We start from the raw sequence: 23,927 nt of genomic DNA, 5'->3' as shown, positions 1-23,927 counted from the left end.
TAAGGAGTGAAGGAGAGGGAAATGAGAACGAATTTCAAATACCGGGGGCTGGCGTTCGGCGTGGCCGCGTCGGCCGCAATCCTGGCCGGCTGCGGTGGCGGCGGCGATGACGATGGCGATGGCGGCAAAGGTACGCTCAGCGTATCGATGACCGACGCGCCGGCCTGCGGCTTCGATCATGTCTTCGTCACCGTCGACAAGATCCGCGTCCATACCAGCGCCAATGCCGAAGATGGCGCGGGTGGCTGGGCCGAGATCGACGTCAACCCTTCCCGCCGTATCGATCTGCTGTCGCTGCAGAACGGCACGCTGACCAAGCTGGGCCAGACCGTGCTGCCGGCGGGCCAGTATCAGCAGATCCGGCTCGTGCTCGACCGCAATACCGGCAATTCGCTCGCCAATTCGGTGGTGCCGACCGGCGGCACCGAACAGCCGCTCGATACGCCGAGCGCGACACAGAGCGGTTACAAGATCATTCGTCCGTTCACCGTGCAGCCCGACACGCTGGTCGACCTGGTGCTCGACTTCGATGCCTGCCGGTCGATCGTTCAGCGCGGCAACGGCTCCTATGCGCTCAAGCCCGTGGTGACCGCCGTGCCGCTGGTGGTCAGCGGCGCGATCCAGGGCTATGTGTCGCCCGCACAGGCGGGCGCAACGGTCTATGCCCAGCAGAATGGCGTGACCATCAAGGGGACGCTGGCCGACAGCAATGGCGCCTTCACGCTGTCGCCGCTTTTGCGCAGCAGCGATGCCGGCAATTACAGCGTGGTGGTGGTGCAGAACGATCGTGCGACCGGCGTGATCCAGAACGTGCCGGTCACCGCGCAGACCACCACCACGGTGTCGACCTCGGCCGCGCCCATCACGCTGCCGGCCTCGCCAATGCGCCGGATCACCGGCTCGGTGCTGCCCGCCTCCGCACAGGCCTTCGTGCAGGCGAAGCAGACCGTCGCCGGCGCGCCGATCGAGGTGGCGGTCGCCAATGCGAACTTCGATACCGGCGCCTATCAGCTGAACGTGCCGGCTGCGGCGCCGCTGGTGGGCACGTATCAGCAGACGCTGCCGATCGCGCTTGCTGCCGATACGGCAGCGGCAGGCAAGTACACTGTCACGGCGACTTCGATCACTGGGGCCACGCTGAGCACCGACCGCGACGTTTCCGCGGCCGATGCGACGGCGAACTTCCAGTTCTGATGCAACGAACCCCCAACGAAAAAACCAGGAAAACGCAATGAAGGCAATGAAAGGAATTTGCGCGCTGCTGATCGGCGCCGGCACGCTGCTCGGCGGCTGCGCGGTCTATACCCCGCACGGTGCGGTCGTCACGCCGGGTGCAGTCGTGGTGGACCCGGGCCCCGGCCCGTACCACTGCCCGCCGGGACAGGCGAAGAAGGGCCGCTGCTGATCGCGGCGACCCGGTTGGCGATGAGCCGACCGCCACCGTGAAGATGGGCCCGCGGGCCCATCTTTTTTTGCCTGTTCTTGCCATGACGGCCGGCGGCAATCCCTCAATCGCGAATCAGCTTGTCGAGCTTGCCCTGGACCCTGGCCCAAGCCTCGTGCTCCGGCAACGGCCCCTTGGCCCGCAACAGCGGTTTCCATTCCGGCTTGCGCGCCAATTCGGCATTGATGGCAATGAAATGGCGCTGGTCGTCGGGAAGATTTTCTTCGGAATAGATCGCACCCACTGGGCATTCGGGCACGCACATCGAGCAATCGATGCATTCGTCGGGATCGATCACGAGGAAATTCGGCCCTTCGTGGAAACACGACATTGGGCAAACCTCGACGCAATCGGTATAGCGGCACTGGATGCAGGCATCCGTTACGACAAACGTCATGGGGCAATGCGACAGGGACAGCGGGACAACGAAAGCCCCGATGCTAGCGCGCAAGGCGGCCGCCGTGCCGGCGCCGGTTTGTGCGACACCATCAAAAATCTTCAAGCCAGGCCGCGGTACGGCCTTCGACGGGCGCCAATAAAAAGGGGCCGGTAGGACTACCGGCCCAACGTCCTTGCACCCATGAAGAAGACAAGGTCGATATGATCGTTCGCGCGGCGGCGCGCTGTGGCTGGCGCCGCCGCATGCCCGCGCTTGCGGGCGCCAGCAGACTGGCTTAGAAGCGGTGACGCATGCCGATCGTCACGCCGGTCTGGTTCTCGCCGGCCTGGGCGGTGCCCGCGCCGTTCAGGCCCAGATCCGAACCGTCCTTGTTGCGCACGTAGCCGACGTTCATATAGACGTCGGTGCGCTTGGACAGCGAGTAGTCGGCGGACAGCACGAACATCCACGGATCGGCACCGGTGTTCTTGGTGTCTTCGTAGTAGGCCGCGCCGGTCAGGCTGAAGGCCGGGGTGAACTTGTAGCGAGCGCCGGCCCAGTACAGGTTGCTGCGGACGCTGGTGTCGGTCAGCGCGCCGAGGCCCTCGTCACGCATCCAGCGATAGCCGGCGAACACCTTGGCGGCGCCGAACTCGTAGGCCGTACCGATCGCCGCGCGCTTGGCTGCGCGGTCCTGCAGCGCGATGGTGGCGCCCTGGTACTGGTCGTAGGCGGTACCGATCGAGAAGCCGCCCGCCGCATACGACAGGCCACCGCCGAACTGGCGCGCCACCTTGGCTTCGCCCGGCACTTCGCCGTTGTTGTCGCGGCCGAAGCTGTAGAAGCCGGTCGCGGTCAGGCCACCGAACTTGCCGGTGTACTTGATGTTGTTGTCGGCGCGGCCGTTGAAGGCCGAATCGACGCTGTTCAGCGAGTAACGCGGGCCGACGCCCATCGGGTCGAAGGCGCCGAACAGGTCGTACAGCGCGTTTTGCTGACGGCCCAGCGTAATGGTGCCGAAGTTGCCTTGCAGGCCGACGTAGGCGGCGCGGCCGAACAGGCGGCCACCCTGGGCCGAACGGCCGGTGTCGATATCGAAGCCGCTTTCCAGCACGAACAGACCCTTCAGGCCGCCGCCCAGGTCCTCGGTGCCGCGCAGACCCCAGCGCGAGCCCGACAGGTTGCCGGAGTTCATGCGCACGGCGGTGTCGCCGCCGCCGGCGCTCGGGGCGTTGCTGATGACTTCGATGCCGGCATCGACGATGCCGTACAGCGTGACGTTGGTTTGGGCGGACGCTGCGCCGGAGGCGGCGGTGGCAGCGGTCGCGGCCAGCGCGAGGAGGGCTTTCTTCACGGTGTGTTCTCTTTTGACTGGTGATGGAAGACTGAACAGGTCTGCCGCCGGCAGCGTGGCGCGGGTTCGACCCGTGAACCCCTGCCGGCGCAAACGGGGGCGATCTTCGCTTGCTTTTATGACACCTATAAGTAAGGTGAAAATCACGTTGTAAAAAAGCTGCACCGCAGTCGCCAACCACCGGATTGACCTGTCCGTGAAGACGTCCAAAGCGTGCCGATACGAAAAGGGCGAAGCGCCAAAGCGCTTCGCCCGATCGGCGATTCAGGTCAATCGAGGTCCCGCGGCGCCTCAGCTGCCCTTGGCCAGACGGCTTTGCATGCGCTTGGCGCGATCGGCCGAGCCCGGATGCGAATCGAACATGCCCGACTTGCCGCCATCGAGCTTGGCCAGCTTCTCGAAGGCCGTCACCAGGCCCTGGCGATTGGCCTTGTTCTTCGTCAGCAGGTCGAACGAGTAATCGTCGGCCGCGGTTTCCTGCGCCTGCGAGAACTGCGCATTGATCAGCTTCTCCGACAGATCGCCCAGCTGCGATTGCGACAGCGCGGCCACCGTGCCGTTGGCGCTGGCGGCCAGCGCGCCGCGCGCGGCGACGGCGGTGTAGGCCACCTGCATCTGGCTCTTGCTGTGGCCCAGTGCCACGTGGCCGATTTCATGGCCGAGCACGCCGCGCACCTCGTCGTTGTTCATCATGTCCATCAGGCCGCTGTAGACGCGCACGCAGCCGTTGGCCATCGCCCAGGCGTTGACGTCCTTGGTCAGGTAGACCTTCGCCTGGACCGGCACGCCGCTGTCCTTCAGGCCGGCCATGATCGCGGTCAGGCGCTTGGTGTACGGGCTGTTGGCCGGCGCGATCCTGTTTTCCTTGTCCGATTCGGCGCAGGCCTGTTCCGACAGCGTCTTGACGTCGGCGTCCGACAGCGTGGCGGCCTTGAACAGCGAGCCGCCGGCATCGACCAGGCCATTGACATTGCTGCCGGCGCAGCCGGCGATCAGCGCGGCGGCGCAGGTGGAAAGCAGGGTGAGAGAGAGAACGGTTTTCATGCGTTGAATTGCCCCTGGATTTTTATTAATTCGTATCAAGCGTGCCCGACAAATAAAAGGCGCCGCATTGTACGGTTTTTTTCAATCCTGCATTGCAAACAACGGTCATTAAAAAACGCCGGGCGGGCCGGCGTTTCAGGACTATTGGCGGCCATTGCCGCATCAGGATCGCTTGCGATTGACAAATTCCGCCATAAAGCGCTGCGGCTCGCCGGTATCGAATGCGCTGCCGAATTCGGCGACGCTGTCGGCGATCGCCGTATCGACCGGCTGATCCTCCCATTGGCGCAGCAGCCGTTTCTGCTGGCGCACCACCGTCGGACCGAAGCCGGCCAGCAATTGCGCCACCCGCTCGACCTCGGCGTCGAGCTCGGCCAGCGGCACCACGCGATGTACCAGCCCCCACGACAGCGCCTGCGCGGCGTCGCACAGCTCGCCGGTCAGCAGCATCCATGCCGTGCGGGCATTGCCGATCAGCCGCGGCATCAGCGCGGCGTGAATCACCGACGGAATGCCGACCTTGACTTCGGGCATGCCCAGGTTGGCGTTGTCGCCGGCGATCCGCAGGTCGCAGGCCAGCGCCAGCTCCAGTCCGCCGCCCAGGCACCAGCCCGGCATGCGGGCGATCACCGGCACCGGGCAGTGCCGCACGGCGTCGCACAGCGCACGCAGGCCCGTGATGAAGCGCTGGGCACTGTCGCGCGTCAGTCCGGCCATTTCCTTGATGTCGGCGCCGCCGATGAAGCCCTTGTCGCCGGTGCCGCGCAGGATCAGCACGCGCACCCGCGGATCGGCGGCGAGCGTGCGTACCGCCTCGGTCAGCGCGGCGATCACCGGCGTGCCGAGGATATTGAGCGAGCCGGCTTCGCTGATGGTCAGCGTGGCAATGCCGCGCGCGTCGATGACGACGGCGGCGTGGCGGCCAGGATCGGCATCCGTATGGGTGGGGGCGTTCATGATGTCCTCACTGCAGTCTGGCGAACTGGATCTTGTCGACGACGCGCTTCCAGTGCTGGTTTTGATGGCGGATCAGGTCGGCGAAGGCCTTGCGCGAGGTCCATGCCGGAATCGCGCCCTGCTTCTCGATGGCGGCGATGACCTCGGGATCGGCCAGCGCCTGGCGCACCGCATCGTTGAGCTTGTCGAGGATCGCGTCGGGCGTGCCGGCCGGCGCGCCGAGGCCGAACCACGACGGATTGTTCATCGCCGGCAGCCCGGCCTCCGCGTAGGTCGGCACATCGGGCAGCAGCTTGAGCCGCTGCTTCGCGGCCACCGCCAGCGGCTTCAGGCGCTTGCCCTGGATCAGGCCCGAGGACGACGGAATATTGTCGAACACCACCTGGATCTGGCCGGCCACCGCGTCGTTCAGCGCCGGTCCCAGGCCCTTGTAGGGGACATGCAGCATGCGCGTGCCGGTCTCGCTCATGAACAGCTCGCCGTTCATGTGGCTCAGGCCGCCGTTGCCGGAGGAGCCGAACGAGTACTTGCCGGGGTTCGCCTTCAGCAGCTTGATGAACGAGGCCACGTCGGTCGCCGGGAACGACGGATTGACCACCAGCACGTTGGGCACGTCGGCCAGGTTGCTGATCGGCGCGAAGTCCTTGACCGGGTCGTACGGCGTTTTCACGTAGACGTTCGGATTGACGGCGTGCGAGCTCTCGACCTCCATCACCAGCGTGTAGCCGTCGGCCGGCTGCTTGGCCGCATAGGCGCTGCCGACCGCGCCGCCCGCGCCCGGCCGGTTTTCGACCACCACCGGCTGCGCCAGGATCGCACCCATTTTCGTGCCGACGATCCGCGCCAGGATGTCGGTGGTGCCGCCGGCCGCGTAGGGCACGATCAGCTTGATCGGCTCGTTGGGAAAGCTGTCGGCATGCGCGTGCGTGGCGATGGCGGCCGTGGCGATCAGCGCGGCGAGCATGGCACAGATCGGCGGGCGGGACTTGCGCGCCGGAGCGCGGTGCGGATGTTTCAAGGGTGTCTCCTCGTGGATGTCGGTATGGGAAGGAAAGAATCAGCTGCCGTGCTCGCCGAGCAGCGGCGGTGCGGCGGGCGAGGCGGCAAGCGCGTCCGGCAGCATCGGATTGCGCACCATCGGATTGCGCACCATCGGAATGCGGCCGAGCGCCGGATGCTCGGCGTACTGCAGCAGGCCGCGGTGCCGGACCTGCGGATGCGCGAAGACTTCTTCGATCGAATGGATCGGTCCCCATGGCACGCCGGCCGCATCGAAGGCATCGGTCCACTGCCGGCGCGGGCGGGTCGCGAATACCTGCGCCAGCAAGGCGCGCAATGCCGGCAGATTGGCGATGCGCGCGCTGTTGGTGCGATAGCGCGGATCGTCCGGCAGGTCGGCGAGCCCGGCCACCTCGCAGAAGCGCGCGAACTGCGCATCGTTGCCGATCGCCAGGATCAGGTGGCCGTCCGCGCAGCGGAAGACCTCGTAGGGCGCGCAATTCGGATGCGCATTGCCGCTGCGCGGCGGGTTGCGCCCCGAGAACAGATAGTTGGCGCCCTGGTTGGCGTTGAGCGCCACCGCGACATCGAGCAGCGCGATGTCAAGATGCTGCCCCACGCCGCTGGCCTGGCGCTGGAACAGCGCGGCCAGTACCGCCGAGGTGGCATACATGCCGGTGCTCAGGTCCACCACCGCGACGCCGGTGCGCAGCGGCCCCTCGCCGGGCTCGCCGTCGGGCTGGCCGGTATAGCTCATCAGGCCGCCCATGCCCTGGAACACGTAGTCGTAGCCGGGCTTGTCGGCCATCGGGCCGCTCTGGCCGAAGCCGGTGATCGACAGGTAGACCAGCCGCGGGTTGCGCGCCTGCAGGCTCGCATAGTCGAGCCCGTAGCGCCGCAGCGTGCCGGCCTTGAAGTTCTCGACCAGCACGTCGGCCTCGTCGGCCAGCGCCAGGATGGCGGCCTTGCCCTCGGCGGTGGTGAAGTCGATCGCCAGCGAGCGCTTGCCGCGATTGCAGCAGGCGAAGTATGCCGACATCCGTTCGCTGCCATCGGCCGACTGCAGATAGGGCGGACCCCAGCCGCGCGTATCGTCGCCGCGCTCCGGATGCTCGATCTTGGTGACCTCGGCGCCGAGGTCGGCCAGATTCTGGGTACACCAGGGCCCGGCAAGGATTCGGGACAGGTCCAGCACCTTGATGCCGGACAGGGCCTTGTGCAGCATGGGGTCTCCGCGTCGATTCGATCGCGGAGCAGTATATTTTTGCGCCCGGCGGCCAACCAGTCGAATGTCTTCAAGCCACCGTTCGCGGCAATTCAACGGTACGGCCGGGCGTCATGGCAGCACGTCGCGCGTCGCGGCCACGTGCGGATCGCCCAGCAGGAACTCGGCAAACGCCTCGGCGAAAGCGGGCAGCTTGCCCGGCGCCGGCAGCACCAGATTGAGCTGGCGCCGCGCCCAGTCCTCGGCCAGGCGCACCCCGACGACGCGGCCGTCGCGCAGCGAGCCCGCGGCGACGCTGCGCGGCACCAGCGCCAGCCCCACGCCGGCTTCGACCAGCGCCAGCACCGCATCGAAGGTCGGCGCATGCAGGCGCACATTGGGCGTGCGTCCCAGCCGGTGCGCGGTATCGCGCAGGAAGACCACATTGCTGGTATCGCGGCCGGGGCAGACGAAGTCGTGCTCCAGCGCCGCGCCGAAGCGCACGCCGCCGGGCTGCGCCCGGGCCTCGCGCGTCAGCGGATGATCGGCTGGCACGGCGAGCATCAACTCGTCGATCGCGTACGGCATCCAGCGCACGCCCTGCGTCTCGACCTCGCCGGCCAGCACGCCGACATCGGCCTCGCCCGCGGCGATGGCGGCCGCGATCTCGCGGCTGGCCCGTTCCTCCAGATCGATATTGACGTCGGGATGGGCGTTCAGGAAACGGCTGACGCTGGGCAGAATGAAGCCGTTCAGCGAACTGCTGTTGGCGATCAGGCGAATATTGCCCTTCAATCCCGCGGAAAACCGCCCGAGTTCGCCATGCATCCGTTCGAGGCCGCGCAGCAGCTCGCGCACGTGGCCGAGCAGCGCGGTGCCGGCCGCGGTCAGCTCCATGCCGCGCGCCGCGCGCACGAACAGCGGCGTGCCCAGCGCCAGCTCGAGGTTCTTGAGCCGATAGCTGGCCGCCGATGCGGTGATATGAATGGCGGCGGCGCCGCCGGACAGGCTTTGCGATTCGGCGATGGCCTGGAACAGCCGAAGGTCCGTCAATTCGTAGCGCACCGGGTTCTCTCTGGCGGGTCGGTCGGGGCGGGCCGGGCAATGCATTGCGTGGCCCGTGCCGCATTCTAAGCCCCGCCTCGCGCCGCACGCCGGCGTTGCCGCGCCGTGGCTACAGGCCGAACGGGTAGGTGTCCGGCATGCCGGTGCGCGCCGCAGTGGGCAAGGCCTTCACGGCCTCGGTGCGGTCGAACCATGCCAGCGCGTCGAACTGCTGCGGCAGGCAGGCGAACGCATAGTGGCTGGCGAATTCGGTATCGGGCCGATACACCACGCCGATGAAGCGTTCCTGGCGCGGCACCGTCAGCAGCGCGCGCGCCTGCTCGTGGACGCCTTCGCGCAGGTCGATGAAGCAGCGGTCGATACCGGTGCGCCGGAACAGCGCCTCGTAGCTGTCGGCGCGCGCGGGCACGACGTCCATCACCTGCATCGGTCCGTCCCAGTCGGACGCGGCGGCCACGGTGCCGCGCGACGTGGAAAAGCCGATCAGCGCCGCCTCCCTGCCGAAGCGCGCGCGGCACAGCCGACCGATATTGGTCTCGCCATGGTCGCGGCCCATCGCGGTCGCATCCGCGTCGCCGATGTGCGAGTTGTGCGCCCACACCACCGCCTTGGCACCGGGCGCATAGGTGTCCAGCAGACGCGCCAGCGTGTCGAACATATGGGTGTCGCGCAGGTTCCAGCTTTCGGGCCCGCCGTAGTACATCAGCCGGTAGTACTGCTCGGCCGAGGCCACCAGATGCGCGTTCTGCGCGGCGTCGAAGAAGGGCTCGCGCCCGCGCATGGCGTAGTCCAGCTGCTTTTCCAGCAGCGCCTGCAGCTGGGCAATGACTTCGTCCTCGCAGTCGCGCGTCCGGCCGCTCAGCACCGCGCGGCCGTAACGCGACGGATCCTCGCGCCACGGCAGCAGGCAGCCGTAGCGTTCGCGCGCCTCGCGCGCGCCGTCGGGATCGACGCGGTTCAGATAGCCCAGCACGGTCGCGATCGAGCTGCCCAGGCTGTAGATGTCGAGGCCGAAGAAGCCCGCGCGCTGGTCCGGCGTGCGTTCGGCGTTGTAGCCGCGCATCCATTCGACCAGCGCCTCCACCGATGTGTTGCGCCACATCCAGGTGGGAAAGCGCCGGAACGGCGGTTCCTGGTGTTCGGCAGCCGGCAGTTGGCGGACATAGCGGTCGATCGCGGCGGCGTCGGGCCAGTCGGCTTCGACCGCGACGATGCGAAAGCCGTGCCGCTCGATCAGCCGTCGCGTGAAGGCGGCGCGCGCCTCGTAGAACTGCGCGGTGCCGTGCGTCGATTCGCCGAGCAGGACCACGCGGCAGTCGGCAAACCGGTCCACCACCTCGGCGAATCCCGCATCGTCGATGGCCGGCAGCCGTTCGGCCGCCTCGGCGATCCGTTCGACGATATCGGTGTCGGCGAGCACCTGGCCGGTCATGGGATCGTGCAGTGCGCTGGTCATGTCGGTCCTCCGCGGGTCGTCGATGGTTCTCGATTGATGGGTCTCGATCGAAGGTCTGATCGGTGGTCGTGGTGAATGGTCTTGGTCGATGGTCCTCAGTCGCCGCCGTTCTCGTTGCCGGCCTCCTCGGCCGTGCGCGCGACCAGCGGCACGAAGGCCACGCCGGCGAGGTCCTCGCGCTCCAGCGTGCCGTCCGCGCGCTTGCCGATGCGCAGAAGCCGCTGCGCATGACCGGGATGGCCGTGCGGCATCACCAGCGTGCCGCCCGGCGCCAGCTGCGCCAGCCATGCGGCGGGGATGTCGGGGCTGGCCGCGGCGGACACGATGGCGTCGTAGGGCGCGCCCGCTTCCCAGCCGGCGGTGCCGTCGGCCAGGTGGACCTCGACGTTATCGAAGCCCAGCGCGCGCAGCACGTCGCTGGCGCGCTCGGCCAGCCGACGCCAGCGCTCCACCGAAATCACGCGGGCGGCGATGCGCGCCATCACCGCGGCCGCATAGCCCGAGCCGGTGCCGATCTCGAGTACCCGGGAGGCGGGATGCAGCCGCGCCGCCTCGACCATGCGGGCGACGATATAGGGCTGCGAAATGGTCTGGCCGGAGCCGATCGACAGCGGTGCGTCGTCGTAGGCCGATTGCCGCAGCGCGTCGGGCACGAAGCGCTCGCGCGGCACCTCGCGCATGGCCGCCAGGACCGCCGGATCGCGGATGCCGCGTGCGGCGATCTGCAGCTCGACCATGCGCAGACGATAGCGTTCGAGCTGATGTTCGGGCTGATGTTCGGCCTGATTTTCGGGGCCGTTGAAGAGGCGGGAGGTCATGGCGATCGAGGCGTGGCGGATGTGGCGCATGTCGTGTCTGGGGTGTCACGCATCGTCCGTGCCATCGACGCCGGCGGCGACTCCCCCGTGCTTTCGATCACGTCGTTTTGCCGGGCTTCGCACTGCTGGAAGATCGTGCACGGGCCCGCGTACAAGGCGTGTAAATGCTCCATGCGCTTGCACGGCGCGATGGGCGCGATGCCGCTGGCGTCGTTCTTGCGTTCCGCTCGGCTTCTTTTCCACCGCCGTCCGGCGACTTCCAAGGAGCATGACGATGAAGAGCAAAGCACCTCGCGCGAATTCGATGACCGCTGACGTCACCGATGTCACCGATGTGACCGATGTGACCACCGAGCAGTTGGCCGGGCAGCGGCCGATTCCCGCGGTTACCGAAGTGCCCGACGCTTCCACCATGCTGGCGCGCGACTACCTGAAGCTGGCCGCGCTCGGCTGGAGCTTCTATGGCGCGCTGATGGAGGAGGCCGGCTTCCAGTGGACGTCGTGGGTCTGGAAGTGGGACCCCGACGAGCGCCTTGCGCAGCAGATCACCGCGCCCGCCCCGGCGTTGTCGATGGCAACGAAGTATGGCCAGACCGCCTGGGAGATCGGCGCCGACATGCAGGGACGCTGGCTCGATGCGTGGATGCGGTTCTTTACGTGGAATCCCGCGGCGGCGCTGGGCGGGATGACGGCGACGACGGAGGCGGGCGCTAGAGCGCAGTAACCGCGGACCTGGGCACGTTCGCGGTGCGACGATGTAGCGGGAGCGCTGGCAGAAGGCTCCCCTCTCCCACTTGTGGCAGACGGGTGGGGGAGAGGGCAGGGCGATTCAGGCTGCGACATCGCTGTTGCGAACGACCCTCTCCCCCAACCCCTCTCCCGCGTGGCGGGAGAGGGGAGCGAGTAGCAGCGAGCCGAAGCGTTTGTCCCACGCTTACGGCGCAGTGCACGTATAGTTCGACGCCTGCGCCGCGGCTGCCGCGTCGTTCGCCGGCCCCGTATAGCGCGGGTATTGCGGATATCGGCACAGTGGACGCGTGAACGCGGTGGCGCCGTTGATCTCCTTCGTGGCGGTCAGCGTCCCCGGCGCGGTGCCCTTGGTCACCCAGGTATCGAGCGTGGTCAACAGATCGGTCTGATCCGCGCCGGGTCCGCCGGCGCAATGGTTGACGCCCGGCGCCAGGTAGTAGCGGACGAACTCGTCCGCCGCTGCCTGTCCACCGACTGCGCCCACCATCCCTTCGTAATAGGCATTGGTTGCCTTGAAGCTGAGGGCAGCGTCGTTGGTGCCGTGCCAGAGGATCAGTTTGGCGTTGCTGTTCTTCAATGGCCGCAGGTCGATGTTGGTCGCGTCGTTCAGGTTGGACAGGTTGGCAAGCGCGCTGACGTTGCTGTCCCAGGTATAGGTCAGCGAGTCCTGCGAGCGGTCGCGCGCCAGATAGTTCTTTACCGTGGTGTCCTGGAAGAGGAATTGCAGCGCCATGTTCAGATTGCCGTTGCCCGTCAGCCAAACGCCCCAGGCTCCCGGGTCGTCCTCGTTTCCGGTCAGTGCCCAGCCCGCATTGGAGTAGGTGCCGTTGGCCCATACCGCCGGGGACGTCCACGATTGCACGACCGCCAGCTGCGCGTCCGACAGGCACGTGTCGCCGGCATCCGAACCGCCGGAACAGCGAAGGACCGCCGGATCGAAGCGGCAGGACTGCGGATTCGACACCACGCCGTCGGCGATGCCATCCTGCGCATCGCAGGCATCGCGCACCGCCCTTGCCAGCAGACCGGTCTTTGCCGCGTTGAACGCGCCGCCGGGCGCCGCGAGCGCCTTCGCATTGCGATTGAATGCCCCCATGAAGCCGACCCAGTTGTAGGCTGGCGCGCGCGCGATGATGCCGTCGAAGAGGTTCGGATTGCGTTGCGCCGCCATCAGCGCTTCGCGGCCGCCATTGGAACAGCCCTCGAAATAGGAGCGTTCCGGCGCCTTGCCATAGGCGGTCTGCAGCATCTCGCGCGCGGAGGACATCACGGTCGGCACCGACTGATAGCCAAACAGGCTGGCCGCGTGCGGATCGTCGAGGGCGAAATCCGCCGACAGCCCGTTGCCCGAATGGCCGGAGTCGCTATTGACGGTGGCGTAGCCCTGCTTCAGCGCCGCGAGGTTGGTCGGCACCTCGATACCCGGGATCGACCCGTTGTAACCGCCGCCGCCGCCGTAATACAGCTTGCCGTTCCACTGGTCCGGAAGCCGCAGTTCCAGGTTCAATTGCGGCGGAATGGTCGCGTTGACCTTGCAGAACAGCGGTTGCGGACCGCTTGCCGCGACGGTGGCGGCTGCCGTGACTGTCGCGCCGGCGACGGTCTTCCCGGCAAGCTGCGCGCACGCCTGCTGCGCATTGGCCATGGGAGGCGGCGGCGGGGGTTTGTGGTCGTCGTCGCTGTCTCCGCAGGCGGCCAGGGCGGCCACCGTCAGGGCGGTCAGGACGATGCGATGCCAATGCGAAGCGCAAGTCTGTGCCATGTCGTCTCCTTCGTTGTCATGGAGTCAGGCCAGGACGGTCGCGACCTGCCCCTCGACACTGATCCGGCGCAAACTCGAACGGCGGCTGCTGCATTGGGGCGGCTCGAAGGAAGAATAGGCGCACGGGAGGACGCGGATTGTCGCCGCGGGGACAATCGCGACGCATTGGCATCGGGACTTGCCCTAGGTCCGTCTGCGAAGTGCTCGGCGCGCTGCGTGTTGCGCACCAAAGATGGGAAAGGAAATCGTCGCGCTTCAGCGCCGACGCTCGTGCTCGATCAACCGGGCCAGCAGCCGGACGCCTTCCTCGATCCGTTCCTCGGCAATCCCCGTGTAACCGAGGCGGAAGTGCGGCGACGGTCCGTCGGCGGCAAAGAACACATCGCCCGGCTCGATGATCACGCCATGCCGCAGCGCGACATCCCCGAGCTTGCGCGCGTCGAGTCCCGGCGGACCCTCGACCCAGAACGACGACGCCCCCGGCGAATTCTGTACGCGGCATTGCGGCAGATGCCGCGCCAGCATGTCGCCCAGCACCGCGGCGCGGCGCTGGAAGATCGGCGCGACGCGCCGCAGCAGCGCATCGTGGTGGCCCAGCGAGATGAACAGCGCGGTGGCGCGCTGGTTGTTGGCCGGCGGATGCCGAAGCATGTAGCGCCGCAGCGCCCGCGCCTGGCGGATCACCGAGCTCGGGGCGACGATATAGCCGAGCCGGATGCCGGGCACGAAGGACTTCGACAGGCTGCCGACATAGATCACGCGGCCTTCGCGATCGAGGCTTTTCAGCGCGGGAATCGGCTGCGTCAGCGCGGGATTTTCGGTGTCGTAGTCGTCCTCGATCAGCACCACGTCGTGCCGGTGCGCCTCGGCGAGCAGCGCCTCGCGCCGGTCCAGCGGCATCGTCACCGTGGTCGGGCACTGGTAGCTTGGCGTGACGAAGGCATAGTCGCAGCGCGAGAGCTGACCTTCCGGACGCAGACCCGAGTCGTCGACCGGCAGCGGCACCACCTCCCTTGCCCGCATGCCGAAGATCGCGCGCGCATCGCTGTAGCCAGGTTCCTCCAGCCCGACCACGGCGTCACGCATCAGCAGATCCGCCAACAGATACAGCGCATGCTGCGCGCCCAGTGTGACCATGATCTCGTCCGGATTGGCCCAGACGCCGCGGCGCGGCAGCACGTGCCGCTGCAACTGCTCGATCAGCAGCGGATCGTCGCGGTCGATCAGGTCGGAGGCCCAGCCGCGGATTTCCAGCACGGCCAGCGCCATGCGCGAGCATTCGCGCCAGTCCGCGGTCGGAAACAGCGCCGGGTCGAACTGGCCATAGATGAAGGGATACGGATAGTTCTGCCAGTCGTTGGGCTTGACGATGGCGCGCAGCCCGCTGATGTCGGGCAGCCGCTCGCGCCAGTCGGGGCCGGAAGTCCCGTTGTCGTTATTCGCGCTCGACGGTGTGCCAGCGCTTCCGGACGGCGCCGGCCGCGCCATGCTCGGCAACTGCTCGACGACGAAGTACCCGCGCCGGGGCCGTGTCTCGAGGAAGTGCTCGTCGACCAGCTGCTGGAAGGCCAGGATCACCGTATTGCGCGCGATACCGAGCGTCGCCGCCAGTTCGCGGCTCGACGGCAGCGCGCTGCCTTCGGGCAACTGCCGCGACAGGATCGCGGAGACGATCTGCTGGCGCAGCTGGGCCTGCAGGCTCAGGCCCGAATCGGCCGGCAATTGCAGCAGCCGATTCCAGAAGGTGTTTCCCTTGCCCGCCGTGGCCATGCCGTTCGCGCTCCGTATCGTCGGTTTCGTCCTTGGATCGGGGAGCATTATCGGGCAAGGGGCGGGGAGGGGGTATGGGTGGAAAGCCGGTGATCGAAGGCCGTGTGCCGCTGGCGGGTTTGCTCCCCTCTCCCACAAGTGGGAGAGGGAGCGTGTTTGCGGTATGCGAGCCGCATGGGTACGGCTCGCTCCTGAACTACAGCACGTCGTCCTTCAGGTGATACCAGTGGTACAGGAACCGCTGCCCCAGCCGCCGGAACGGTGCAAAGGCCGGCGATTCGACCCATTCGCGCACATTGGGAAAGGGCAGCGCCGAACGGAAGATCGGCAGCTCCGGGCCAGGGTTCTTGCCGGCGATCATCGCGGCCATGCGCCGGCCTGCCTGGGCCGAGTACATGACGCCATTGCCGCCGTAGCCCATCGCGTAATAGATCGTCTGCGCGGGATCGGGCCGGAAGATGCGCGGCATCATGTCGTGGCTGACGTCGACCCAGCCCCACCACGAGTAGTCGATCGGTATGCCCTTGAGCGCCGGGAACTTGCGCACCATGTCGTCGACCAGCTTCTGCTCGTACCGGGGCTGCGGCGCATCGGTGCCGGTGATCGCGCTGCGGCTGCCGATCTGCAGGCGGCCGTCCGGCATCAGCCGGTAGTAGTGGCGCAGGATCCGGGTGTCGGTGATGACCTGCGTCGTGCGGAAGTTGCAGGCCGCGATTTCGTCGGGCGTCAGCGGCCGCGTCACGATCGAGTTCGACAGGATCGGGAACAGCCGGTTCTTCAGATGCGGATGCAGATTCTGCGAGGTATAGCCGCCGGTGGCGACGCCGACCGCGCGCGCCCGTACGATGCCGCCCGGCGTGCGCAGATAGTGCACGCCGTCGCGCGTGGTCCAGTCGAGCACCGGGCTCGACGGATGCACGGTGGCGCCCAGCGCGCGGGCGCGGCGCAGGTAGCCGAATGCCAGCTTGCCGGCATGGATGCCGATGCCCTCGGGCTCATGCATCGCGCCGGCGGCTTCCTTGTCGTCGACGTATTCGCGCTTGACGGTGTCGGCATCGAGGATGCGGGCGTCGTAGTGGAACACCTCGCGCAGCAGCTTGGCTTCCTTCTCCAGCGCCGGCATCGCCTGCGGACGATGCGCGATATACAGATGACCGCCCGGCTGCGGATCGCAGTCGATATCGCGGATCAGCGTCTTGAAGGTCTCCATGCCCGCGCACACTTCCTCGTGCAGCCGCAGCGCGGCGTCCAGGCCGTAGCGCTGGATCCATTGCGAGCGCTTGAGCCGGCCCGAGGCGCATTGCGCCTGGCCGCCATTGCGCGTGCTGCAGCCCCAGCTGACGCGGTTGGCCTCCAGCACGGTGGCCTTGATGCCGTGTTCCTGCGCGAGGAAGATCGCGCAGGTCAGCCCGGTGAAGCCCGAGCCGATGATGGCGACATCGACGTCGACGTCGTGCGTGATCGGACCGTCGTCGGGCGGCGGCTCGCCGGCGGTGCCGATCCAGTAGGTCGGCGCGTAGTCGCGGCCCTGGCCGGGTGTCGGCGCGACCAGCGGGTCATAGGCGGGATCGTAGGGCCGGGATGGACCCGTCGGTCCGGACTGTCCACCGGCCTGACCCGGCGTTCCGGTCTCTCGTCCGATGGCGGTGATATCGGCAATGGCTTCCATCGCTGCGCTCCTGTTGGCGACGCGTTCGGCGACGCGTTCGATCAGCCGCGCGAACCGGCCGCGAGCGCGGGACGGTCCTTGCGATAGGCGTTCTTGACCGCGATCTTGCCGTCGCGGAAGGTGAACACGTCGACCATGCGTGCCTCGATGCGCGAGCCGTCGGCCTTGGTGCCGCGGAAGGTCGATTCGCTGACGCCGCGATCGCCGCAGACGAAATGCTCGCCGTCGAGCCAGGCCGCGTCGGGGAAGGTCTGCCAGGCCAGCTGGAAGCCCTCCCGTACCGCCTCGCGCCCACGGAACGTGCGGCCGAACAGCTCGCCGCCGGCCACCGCGTGGAACACGCAGTCGTCGGTCATGAAGGACATCAGCGCGTCGATGTCGTGGCGGTTCCAGGCATCGCTGAAGGCCTGCAGCGTGGCGGCGGTGACGCCGCCGCTGGCGCCACCGGCCTGCTGTCCGGACGGGTTGCTGTCGGCCGCGATCCTGGCTTCGGTGCCGGCCTGCTTGCTTGCGTACTCCACTTGAATCTCCTCGAATATTGTTGCGGTCCGCGCGGCAGCGGACCCGGTCCTTGCACGTTCCCAGCATAGGGAAGCGCCGGGACGCGCTGTAGGGCCAGTTGGATGGAATCGATTGGGCCAGCGTTTGTCGCTGGTGGGGGCGCTGGCCCTCTCCCCCAGCCCCTCTCCCGCATGGCGGGAGAGGGGAGCGCGTCATCGGCGTGCGATATGTCTGGGCATTCGCCTGCCCCATCTCCCCTCTCCCGCTTGCGGGAGAGGGGTCGGGGGAGAGGGCAGCGCGCTCGCCAGCCTCTGTGAACGTCAGAGCCGATGCACTTCGGCCCGCGGCATGTCGCCCAGATGCTGCTGGTGCGGGTCGATCTCGCTGTCGCGCAACGCCGCGCCGCGGCGGTACTGCCGTCGCACCAGATAGACCAGCAGCAGGATGCCGAGGCTGACCACGCCGAGCAGCAGCGGCTTGCGCTGGTCCGGGATGAAGGCCATTGCCACGACAATGCCGGTCATGCCGAAGATCGCCACATAGGTCAGATACGGATACATCCACATGCGCACGCGGAGCTTTTCCGGTGCCTCGCGCTCGAGCCGGGCGCGCAGCCGCAGCTGCGATACCGCGATCAGGATGTAGACGAAGATCGCCACCGTGCCGTAGGAGTTGACCAGGAAGGCGAACACCGTATCGGGCGACACGTAGGACATCACCACCGCGGCATAGCCGAACAGCGTGGAGAACAGGATCGCGCGGACCGGCACGCCATTGCGATTGAGCTTGGCGAGCGCCGCCGGAGCATCGCCGCGGCGCGTCAGTGCAAAGATCATCCGCGACGACGCATACAGGCCCGAGTTCAGTGCCGACAGCACCGCGGTCAGCACCACCGCGTTCATCACCTGCGCCGCGCCGCGGATGCCCATCGCGTCGAGCGCGCTGACATACGGCGTGGCGATGCCGGGCGAGTTCCACGGTACCAGGCACACCACCAGCAGCACCGAGCCGACGTAGAACACCAGCACGCGCGTGATCACCGAATGGGTCGCCTTGGCCACCGCCTTCTGCGGCTCCGCGGTCTCGGCCGCGGCGATGGTCACGATCTCCGCGCCGAAGTAGAACCCCGTCGCCGCCACCGCACCAGTCAGCACCGGCATGATGCCGTTGGGCGCGAAGCCGCCATGCGCGCTGAGGTTGGCGACGCTGGGCGCGGTATCGGGCCACATGCCGAGCACGAACAGGCCGGCCAGGAACAGGAACACGACGATCGCGGCCACCTTGATCGAGGCGAACCAGAACTCGAATTCGCCGAAGGACTTGACCGAGAACAGGTTGGTCAGCGTCAGCATCACCAGCAGCACCAGGCTGATGGCCCAGGAGGGCACGTCTGGCAGCCAGTAGCGGATCAGGTCGGCGCCGGCCACCGCTTCGATGGCCACCACGATGACCCAGAAGTACCAGTACATCCAGCCGGTCAGGAAGCTGGCCAGCGCGCCGGCCTCGGGTTTGCCGCGCCACGCTTCGCGCGCGTATTCGTAGAAGGAGCCGACGGTGGGCAGCGCGCAGGCCATCTCGCCGAGCATCCGCATCACCAGCACCACCAGCATGCCGGTCAGCAGAAAGGACAGGACGGCCGCCGGGCCGGCCGACTTGATCACCACGCCGCTGCCGACGAACAGTCCGGCACCGATCACGCCGCCGAGCGCGATCATCGTCATGTGGCGCTGTTTCAGGCTGTGCTTGAGGCCGCGCGAGCCCTCGGGGTTATCCAGCAATTTTTGTCTCCAGTGCTTCTCATGATGGTGTCGTCACGGCTTCGCTGTCTTTGTTTTGTCTGTCCGGGGCCGCATTGCTGCGGCGGCCCCGGAGGCCGTGATCGCGCGGCGCGGCCGGGCCGCACCGCGCGCCTCGTTGCTTCCGTTATACGTAATCCTTGTACTTGTCGAGCAGGCGGACCGGCTTGGACAGGGCATCGCGGCGGAACGGATCGCCCAGCTCACGCGTGCACATGATCTCCACGATCGTGGTCTTGCCGTGGTTCATCTGCAGGTCGATGGCCTTCTTCAGCGCGGGGCCCACGTCTTCGAGCCGATCGACCACGATGCCTTCGGCACCCATCGCGCGTGCGATATTGGCGAAGCTCGGGTTGTCCAGTTCGCCGGCGACGAAGCGGCGATTGTAGAAGTCCACCTGGTTCTTCTTCTCCGCGCCCCACTGGCGGTTGTGGAAGACCACCGCGGTCACCGGGATGTTGTGGCGCACGCAGGTCATGGTTTCCATCAGGCTCATGCCCCAGGCGCCATCGCCGGCATACGAGATTGCCGGCCGGTGCGGCGCCGCTACCTTGGCGCCGATGATGGTCGGAAAGGCGTAGCCGCAGTTGCCCCAGCTCATCGCCGCGAAGAAGCTGCGCGGCTTCTCGAAGCGCAGATAGCTGTTGGCCACCGAGTTGATGTTGCCGATATCGGTCGACACCATCACGTCGGCCGGCATGGCCTTCTCGAGTTCGCGCAGCACCTGGCGCGGATGCAGGTAGGTGCCGCCGTTGGGGGTGCGCTCGTTCTTCTGCTCCTCGATCATGTCGAGGCTGAAGGGGTCGCGCTCGTGCGTCCATTCGTCCAGTTCCTTCTCCCAGGCCGCCTTCTCGGTGGCGATCTGGTCCGCGCGTGCCGCGCGGGTTGCGTCGCAAGCCAGCGTGCGGTTGGCCAGCCGTTCGGTCAGCGCGACGGCGGCCGCCTTGGCGTCGCCGCAGATGCCCACCGAGATTTTCTTCACCAGCCCCAGCATCTTGTGATCGGCGTCGATCTGGATGATCTTGGCTGTCTTCGGCCAGTAGTCCATGCCGTGCTGCGGCAGCGTGCCGAACGGTCCGAGGCGCGAGCCGAGCGCGACCACGACGTCGGCGCGCGAGATCAGCTTCATCGCGGCCTTCGAGCCCTGGTAGCCGAGCGGGCCGCACCACAGCGGGTGGCTCGCCGGGAACGAGTCGTTGTGCAGGTAGCTGTTGACCACCGGTGCGCCGAGCCGCTCGGCCAGCGCCTTGCATTCCTCGACGCCATCGGCCATCACTACGCCGCCGCCGGAGATGATCACCGGGAACCTGGCCTGGGCCAGCAGCTCGGCCGCTTCGTCCAGGCTCTGCTCGCCGCCGGGGCCGCGGTCCAGCCGGCGCGGCTGCGGGATCTCGGCCTTGATCTGGCCGTAGAAGTAGTCGCGCGGGATGTTCAGCTGGGTCGGACCCATCTCGGCCATCGCACGATCGAAGCAGCGGCCGGTGAATTCCGCCATGCGCGCCGGGTGGGTGACATGGCCCTGGTACTTGGTGAACTCCTGGAACATCGGCAGCTGGTTGGCTTCCTGGAAGCCGCCCAGGCCGATGCCCATGGTGCCGGCCTCGGGCGTGACGATCACGACCGGGCTGTGCGCCCAGTAGGCCGCGGCGATCGCAGTCACACAGTTGCTGATGCCGGGGCCGTTCTGGCCGATTACCACGCCGTGGCGGCCCGACACGCGGGCATAGCCGTCTGCCATATGGCCGGCGCCCTGTTCATGCACGACCGGGATCAGGCGAATGCCGGCGGGCGCGAAGATGTCCATCGCATCCATGAAGGCCGAGCCCATGATGCCGAACATATCGGTGACGCCATTGGCGGCGAGGGTTTCGACAAAGGCCTCGGAAGGCGTCATGGCTTGCGGGCCGGCGGTGGGGGTGTGGTCGGACATGCTTGCGGTCTCCGGAGGTTGGGTTCGTTGTGATTCATAAAACGGTACATGTCGTACCGAAAACTGTCGTTTTGCTGAAATGTAGGACGACGCGCTGGCAGCGTCAATAGGAAAATCCATTAAACGGAATGAGTTGTGCCAAAAAGTGAGACTGGATATGATCCGGTTCAGAAGCCCCGCGAGGCAGGCGTGCGCCTGCGCGTTTGCGGGAGCCGGGAAATCCGTCCCGCCTCATCCAGGAGAACCAAAGTGGCGATCGACCTTGCCAGCGTGGAACCGGACCGCATGGTGTCGGTGCGTGACGTGTTCGGCATCGACAGCGCGATGCGGGTGCCGGCCTTCGGCGTGCGCGACGACCACGTGCCGGAGATCGATCCGGGCTACCGCTTCGAGCCGGAGGTCACGCTCGCGATCCTGTCCGGCTTCGTCAGCAACCGCCGCGTGCTGGTGCAGGGCATGCATGGCACCGGCAAGTCGACCCATATCGAACAGGTGGCCGCGCGGCTGAACTGGCCGTGCGTACGCGTCAACCTCGATGGGCATATCGGGCGCATGGATCTGGTCGGGCGCGACGCCGTGGTGCTGCGGGACGGCCAGCAGGTCACCGAATTCCAGGAGGGCATCGTGCCCTGGGCGCTGCAGCGGCCGATCGCGCTGGTGTTCGACGAATACGATGCGGGCCGTCCCGACGTGATGTTCGTGATCCAGCGCGTGCTCGAGCGCGATGGCCGCTTCACGCTGCTGGACCAGAACCGCGTGATCCGGCCGCACCCGTATTTCCGGCTGTTCGCGACCGCCAATACGGTCGGGCTCGGCAATCTGACCGGCATGTATCACGGCACCCATCTGCTCAATCACGCGCAGATCGATCGCTGGAACGTGGTGGCGACGCTCGACTATCTGCCGCACGAGGCCGAAATCGACATCGTGCTCGCGCGCGTGCCGGAACTGGCCGATGCGGCCGGACGCGAACTGGTCGGCGCGATGGTCGCCGTCGCGCAGCTGACGCGGGAGGGGTTTGCCGCGGGCGACGTGTCGACGCTGATGTCGCCGCGCACGGTGATCGCCTGGGCCGAGAACTGCCAGATCTTCCGTGATCCGGCGCTGGCGTTCCGGCTCAGCTTTCTGAACAAGTGCGAGCCCGGCGAGCGAGCGATCGTGGCCGAGTATTTCCAGCGGGGCTTCGGCGCCGAGCTGGAGCCCTGCGGCGACGCGGAGGCCTGACGATGTCGGTGTCGGCGATACCGGATGCGTCGGCCGCCACGGACGCCGCGATGACGGAGCAGGCGAAGCCTGTGCTGCCGGCTGCGACGCAGCGCCGGCGCGAGGCGTTGTGCGCGGCGGCCCTGCGCGCGCTGGCAGGGGACGCCTCGTTGCATTACCGCGCCGGCAAGCTATGGCGCGGTCAGCGGCCGCTTCCGCTGCACGCGCCGCACCTGCTCGCCGATGCGGCTCGCGACACCTTCGCCGACCTGCGCGGCGCGGTAGATGGCGCCGCGCTGCGCCTGCGGCATGGCGACGCGGCCTTGCACCGCGCGCTGCGGCCGGCCGACCCGGTGGCACGGCTGCTGTTCGAACTGTTCGAGCAACTGCGCTGCGAAACCCATCTGCCCGCCGGCATGCCGGGCGTCGCCGCCAACCTGCACCGGCGCTTCGCGCAATGGTCGCTGGCCTTCCATCGCTCGGGGCTGACCGAAGGGCGATTCGGCATCCTGATCTACACGGTGGCGCAGGTGGTCTGGTCGCGCCTGTCGGGCCGGCCGGTGGTCGAGGAGACCGAGGATCTGATCGAGGCCACGCGCGCCGCCATCGTGCCGGCGCTGGGCACCGCGCTCGCCGGCATGCGCCGCACGCGCGCCGACCAGCGTGCCTTTGCCGAGCATGCGCTGGCCGCGGCCGAGATGGTGGCCGGGATGCTGCGCGACGATGCACGGCGAGCCGGCCTGTCCGACGAGGATGGACGCGAAGCTCCCGAGTCCGTGCGCGACGGCTTTTCGCTGTTGCTCGATTTCGAGGAGGACGCCCCGTTGCAGCCGGGAGCCGGCGCCGGTCGGGGCGGCTCGCGTGCCGGCGCGGACGGTGCGCTCGCACCGGGCTACGCCGCCTTCACCACCCGCTACGACCGCGAACTGCGCGCGGCCACGCTGGCGCGGCAGGCTTCGCTGCAAGCATGGCGCGAACGCCTGGACCGGCGCATCGTCGACGGCGGCATCAATGCGGTCCGCATCGCGCGCACGCTGTCGTCGGCCTTCGCGATTCCGACGGCCGACGGCTGGTCGTCGGGCGAGGAGGAGGGCCGGCTCGATCGCAGCCGGCTTGCCCAATTGGCCTGTGCCGGCGGCCAGCCACGCATCTTCTGCCAGCCGCGCTTGCAGCCGCGTACGGATGCGGTACTGGGCTTCCTGATCGATTGCTCTGGCTCGATGAAGGCGCATATCGACCAGATCGCCGTGCTGGTCGATGTGATGACACGCGCCGCCGATGCCGCGGGCCTCGCCACCGAAGTGCTGGGCTTCACCACCGGCGCCTGGAACGGCGGCCGCGTGGTGCGCGACTGGCAGGCGGCGGGCCGGCCGCCATCGCCGGGCCGCCTCAACGAGGTCTGCCATCTGGTGTTCAAGGATGCCGACACCAGCTGGCGCCGCGCACGAACCGGCATCGCCGCGCTGTTCAAGGCCGACCTGTTCCGCGAAGGGATCGACGGCGAAGCGGTCGACTGGGCCTGCACGCGTCTGCTGTCACGCCCGCAGTCGCGCCGCCTGCTGGTGGTGATATCCGACGGCAGCCCGATGGACCGCGCCACCGCGCAGGCCAACGGCGAGCGGCTGCTGGACGACCATCTGAAGGACGTGGCAGCACGCCACGAGGCGCAGGGGCGGATCGAACTGATGGGGCTCGGCGTCGATCTGGACCTGAGCCCTTACTACCGGCTTCACTTCCCGCTGGATACCAGCCGGCCGCTGGACACGGCGGCAATCGATGCGATTGCGCGGTGGGTGGGCAGCGGGGGATGTGCGGCGCAAGTCTAG

At 67.6% G+C, this 23,927-nt stretch carries 21 protein-coding genes; 6 read left to right on the top strand and 15 right to left on the bottom strand.

Annotated features, from left to right (window positions below):
* Window positions 1-21: 21 nt before the first annotated feature.
* Window positions 22-1,194 carry a DUF4382 domain-containing protein gene (locus HTY53_RS03885; protein WP_174105153.1) on the top strand — a complete coding sequence of 391 codons (1,173 nt, stop codon included), beginning with the start codon at window positions 22-24 and terminating at the stop codon, window positions 1,192-1,194.
* Between the two features lie 37 nt (window positions 1,195-1,231).
* On the top strand, window positions 1,232-1,405 hold the full coding sequence (locus HTY53_RS03880) for a hypothetical protein (protein ID WP_174105085.1): 174 nt from the start codon (window positions 1,232-1,234) through the stop codon (window positions 1,403-1,405).
* A 103-nt stretch (window positions 1,406-1,508) separates the two neighbouring features.
* Here HTY53_RS03880 and fdxA read toward each other — a convergent pair whose 3' ends face one another.
* The 9 genes from fdxA to HTY53_RS03835 form a co-directional block, all read right to left on the bottom strand.
* Window positions 1,509-1,841: a ferredoxin FdxA gene (gene fdxA, locus HTY53_RS03875; RefSeq protein WP_174105319.1), complete on the bottom strand. Its 333-nt coding sequence runs from the start codon at window positions 1,839-1,841 to the stop codon at window positions 1,509-1,511.
* Window positions 1,842-2,118: 277 nt separating this feature from the next.
* The gene (locus tag HTY53_RS03870) at window positions 2,119-3,177 is read right to left on the bottom strand and encodes a porin (protein ID WP_174105152.1); all 1,059 of its coding nucleotides are present in this window, start codon (window positions 3,175-3,177) and stop codon (window positions 2,119-2,121) included.
* 291 nt (window positions 3,178-3,468) lie between these two features.
* Window positions 3,469-4,221, bottom strand: a complete 753-nt coding sequence (locus HTY53_RS03865; protein ID WP_174105151.1) for a M48 family metallopeptidase — start codon at window positions 4,219-4,221, stop codon at window positions 3,469-3,471.
* Window positions 4,222-4,383: 162 nt separating this feature from the next.
* Window positions 4,384-5,178: an enoyl-CoA hydratase gene (locus HTY53_RS03860; RefSeq protein ID WP_174105150.1), complete on the bottom strand. Its 795-nt coding sequence runs from the start codon at window positions 5,176-5,178 to the stop codon at window positions 4,384-4,386.
* A 7-nt stretch (window positions 5,179-5,185) separates the two neighbouring features.
* Window positions 5,186-6,142 carry a Bug family tripartite tricarboxylate transporter substrate binding protein gene (locus tag HTY53_RS03855; RefSeq protein ID WP_174105318.1) on the bottom strand — a complete coding sequence of 319 codons (957 nt, stop codon included), beginning with the start codon at window positions 6,140-6,142 and terminating at the stop codon, window positions 5,186-5,188.
* Between the two features lie 93 nt (window positions 6,143-6,235).
* Window positions 6,236-7,402, bottom strand: a complete 1,167-nt coding sequence (locus HTY53_RS03850; protein ID WP_174105149.1) for a CaiB/BaiF CoA transferase family protein — start codon at window positions 7,400-7,402, stop codon at window positions 6,236-6,238.
* Between the two features lie 111 nt (window positions 7,403-7,513).
* On the bottom strand, window positions 7,514-8,446 hold the full coding sequence (locus tag HTY53_RS03845; RefSeq protein ID WP_174105148.1) for a LysR family transcriptional regulator: 933 nt from the start codon (window positions 8,444-8,446) through the stop codon (window positions 7,514-7,516).
* A gap of 109 nt (window positions 8,447-8,555) precedes the next feature.
* The gene (locus HTY53_RS03840; RefSeq protein WP_254599794.1) at window positions 8,556-9,902 is read right to left on the bottom strand and encodes an erythromycin esterase family protein; all 1,347 of its coding nucleotides are present in this window, start codon (window positions 9,900-9,902) and stop codon (window positions 8,556-8,558) included.
* Between the two features lie 95 nt (window positions 9,903-9,997).
* Complete coding sequence (locus HTY53_RS03835; protein ID WP_254599793.1) at window positions 9,998-10,720, bottom strand: protein-L-isoaspartate(D-aspartate) O-methyltransferase; 723 nt, start codon at window positions 10,718-10,720, stop codon at window positions 9,998-10,000.
* A gap of 42 nt (window positions 10,721-10,762) precedes the next feature.
* Here HTY53_RS03835 and HTY53_RS03830 point away from each other — a divergent pair, with 42 nt between their 5' ends.
* Both HTY53_RS03830 and HTY53_RS03825 read left to right on the top strand, forming a co-directional pair.
* Window positions 10,763-11,035, top strand: a complete 273-nt coding sequence (locus HTY53_RS03830) for a hypothetical protein (RefSeq protein WP_174105147.1) — start codon at window positions 10,763-10,765, stop codon at window positions 11,033-11,035.
* Window positions 11,025-11,444, top strand: coding sequence for a hypothetical protein (locus HTY53_RS03825; RefSeq protein WP_174105146.1), 420 nt, complete (start codon window positions 11,025-11,027; stop codon window positions 11,442-11,444). Before HTY53_RS03830 ends, HTY53_RS03825 begins: the two co-directional genes overlap by 11 nt.
* 210 nt (window positions 11,445-11,654) lie before the next feature.
* On the opposite strand, the gene HTY53_RS03820 is transcribed toward HTY53_RS03825, so the two are convergent.
* From HTY53_RS03820 to xsc, 6 genes are all read right to left on the bottom strand, one after another.
* The gene (locus HTY53_RS03820) at window positions 11,655-13,232 is read right to left on the bottom strand and encodes a tannase/feruloyl esterase family alpha/beta hydrolase (protein WP_174105145.1); all 1,578 of its coding nucleotides are present in this window, start codon (window positions 13,230-13,232) and stop codon (window positions 11,655-11,657) included.
* 255 nt (window positions 13,233-13,487) lie between these two features.
* Window positions 13,488-15,002 (bottom strand): PLP-dependent aminotransferase family protein, encoded by a 1,515-nt coding sequence (locus tag HTY53_RS03815; protein ID WP_174105144.1) that lies wholly within the window; start codon window positions 15,000-15,002, stop codon window positions 13,488-13,490.
* Window positions 15,003-15,198: 196 nt separating this feature from the next.
* Complete coding sequence (locus HTY53_RS03810; protein ID WP_174105143.1) at window positions 15,199-16,671, bottom strand: NAD(P)/FAD-dependent oxidoreductase; 1,473 nt, start codon at window positions 16,669-16,671, stop codon at window positions 15,199-15,201.
* A 41-nt stretch (window positions 16,672-16,712) separates the two neighbouring features.
* Window positions 16,713-17,084, bottom strand: a complete 372-nt coding sequence (locus HTY53_RS03805) for a nuclear transport factor 2 family protein (RefSeq protein WP_174105315.1) — start codon at window positions 17,082-17,084, stop codon at window positions 16,713-16,715.
* 408 nt (window positions 17,085-17,492) lie between these two features.
* Window positions 17,493-18,893, bottom strand: coding sequence for an amino acid permease (locus HTY53_RS03800; protein ID WP_174105314.1), 1,401 nt, complete (start codon window positions 18,891-18,893; stop codon window positions 17,493-17,495).
* 202 nt (window positions 18,894-19,095) lie between these two features.
* On the bottom strand, window positions 19,096-20,898 hold the full coding sequence (xsc, locus tag HTY53_RS03795; RefSeq protein ID WP_174105142.1) for a sulfoacetaldehyde acetyltransferase: 1,803 nt from the start codon (window positions 20,896-20,898) through the stop codon (window positions 19,096-19,098).
* 249 nt (window positions 20,899-21,147) lie between these two features.
* Between xsc and HTY53_RS03790 the strand changes: the two genes are divergently transcribed.
* Complete coding sequence (locus HTY53_RS03790) at window positions 21,148-22,122, top strand: AAA family ATPase (protein ID WP_438820924.1); 975 nt, start codon at window positions 21,148-21,150, stop codon at window positions 22,120-22,122.
* 50 nt (window positions 22,123-22,172) lie between these two features.
* Window positions 22,173-23,927 (top strand): cobaltochelatase CobT-related protein, encoded by a 1,755-nt coding sequence (locus HTY53_RS03785; RefSeq protein WP_174105141.1) that lies wholly within the window; start codon window positions 22,173-22,175, stop codon window positions 23,925-23,927.

Source organism: Cupriavidus gilardii, assembly GCF_013314895.1.
In the GTDB taxonomy this organism is placed as follows: Bacteria; Pseudomonadota; Gammaproteobacteria; order Burkholderiales; family Burkholderiaceae; genus Cupriavidus; species Cupriavidus gilardii_C.
This window is presented reverse-complemented; position numbering and strand designations above follow the sequence as displayed.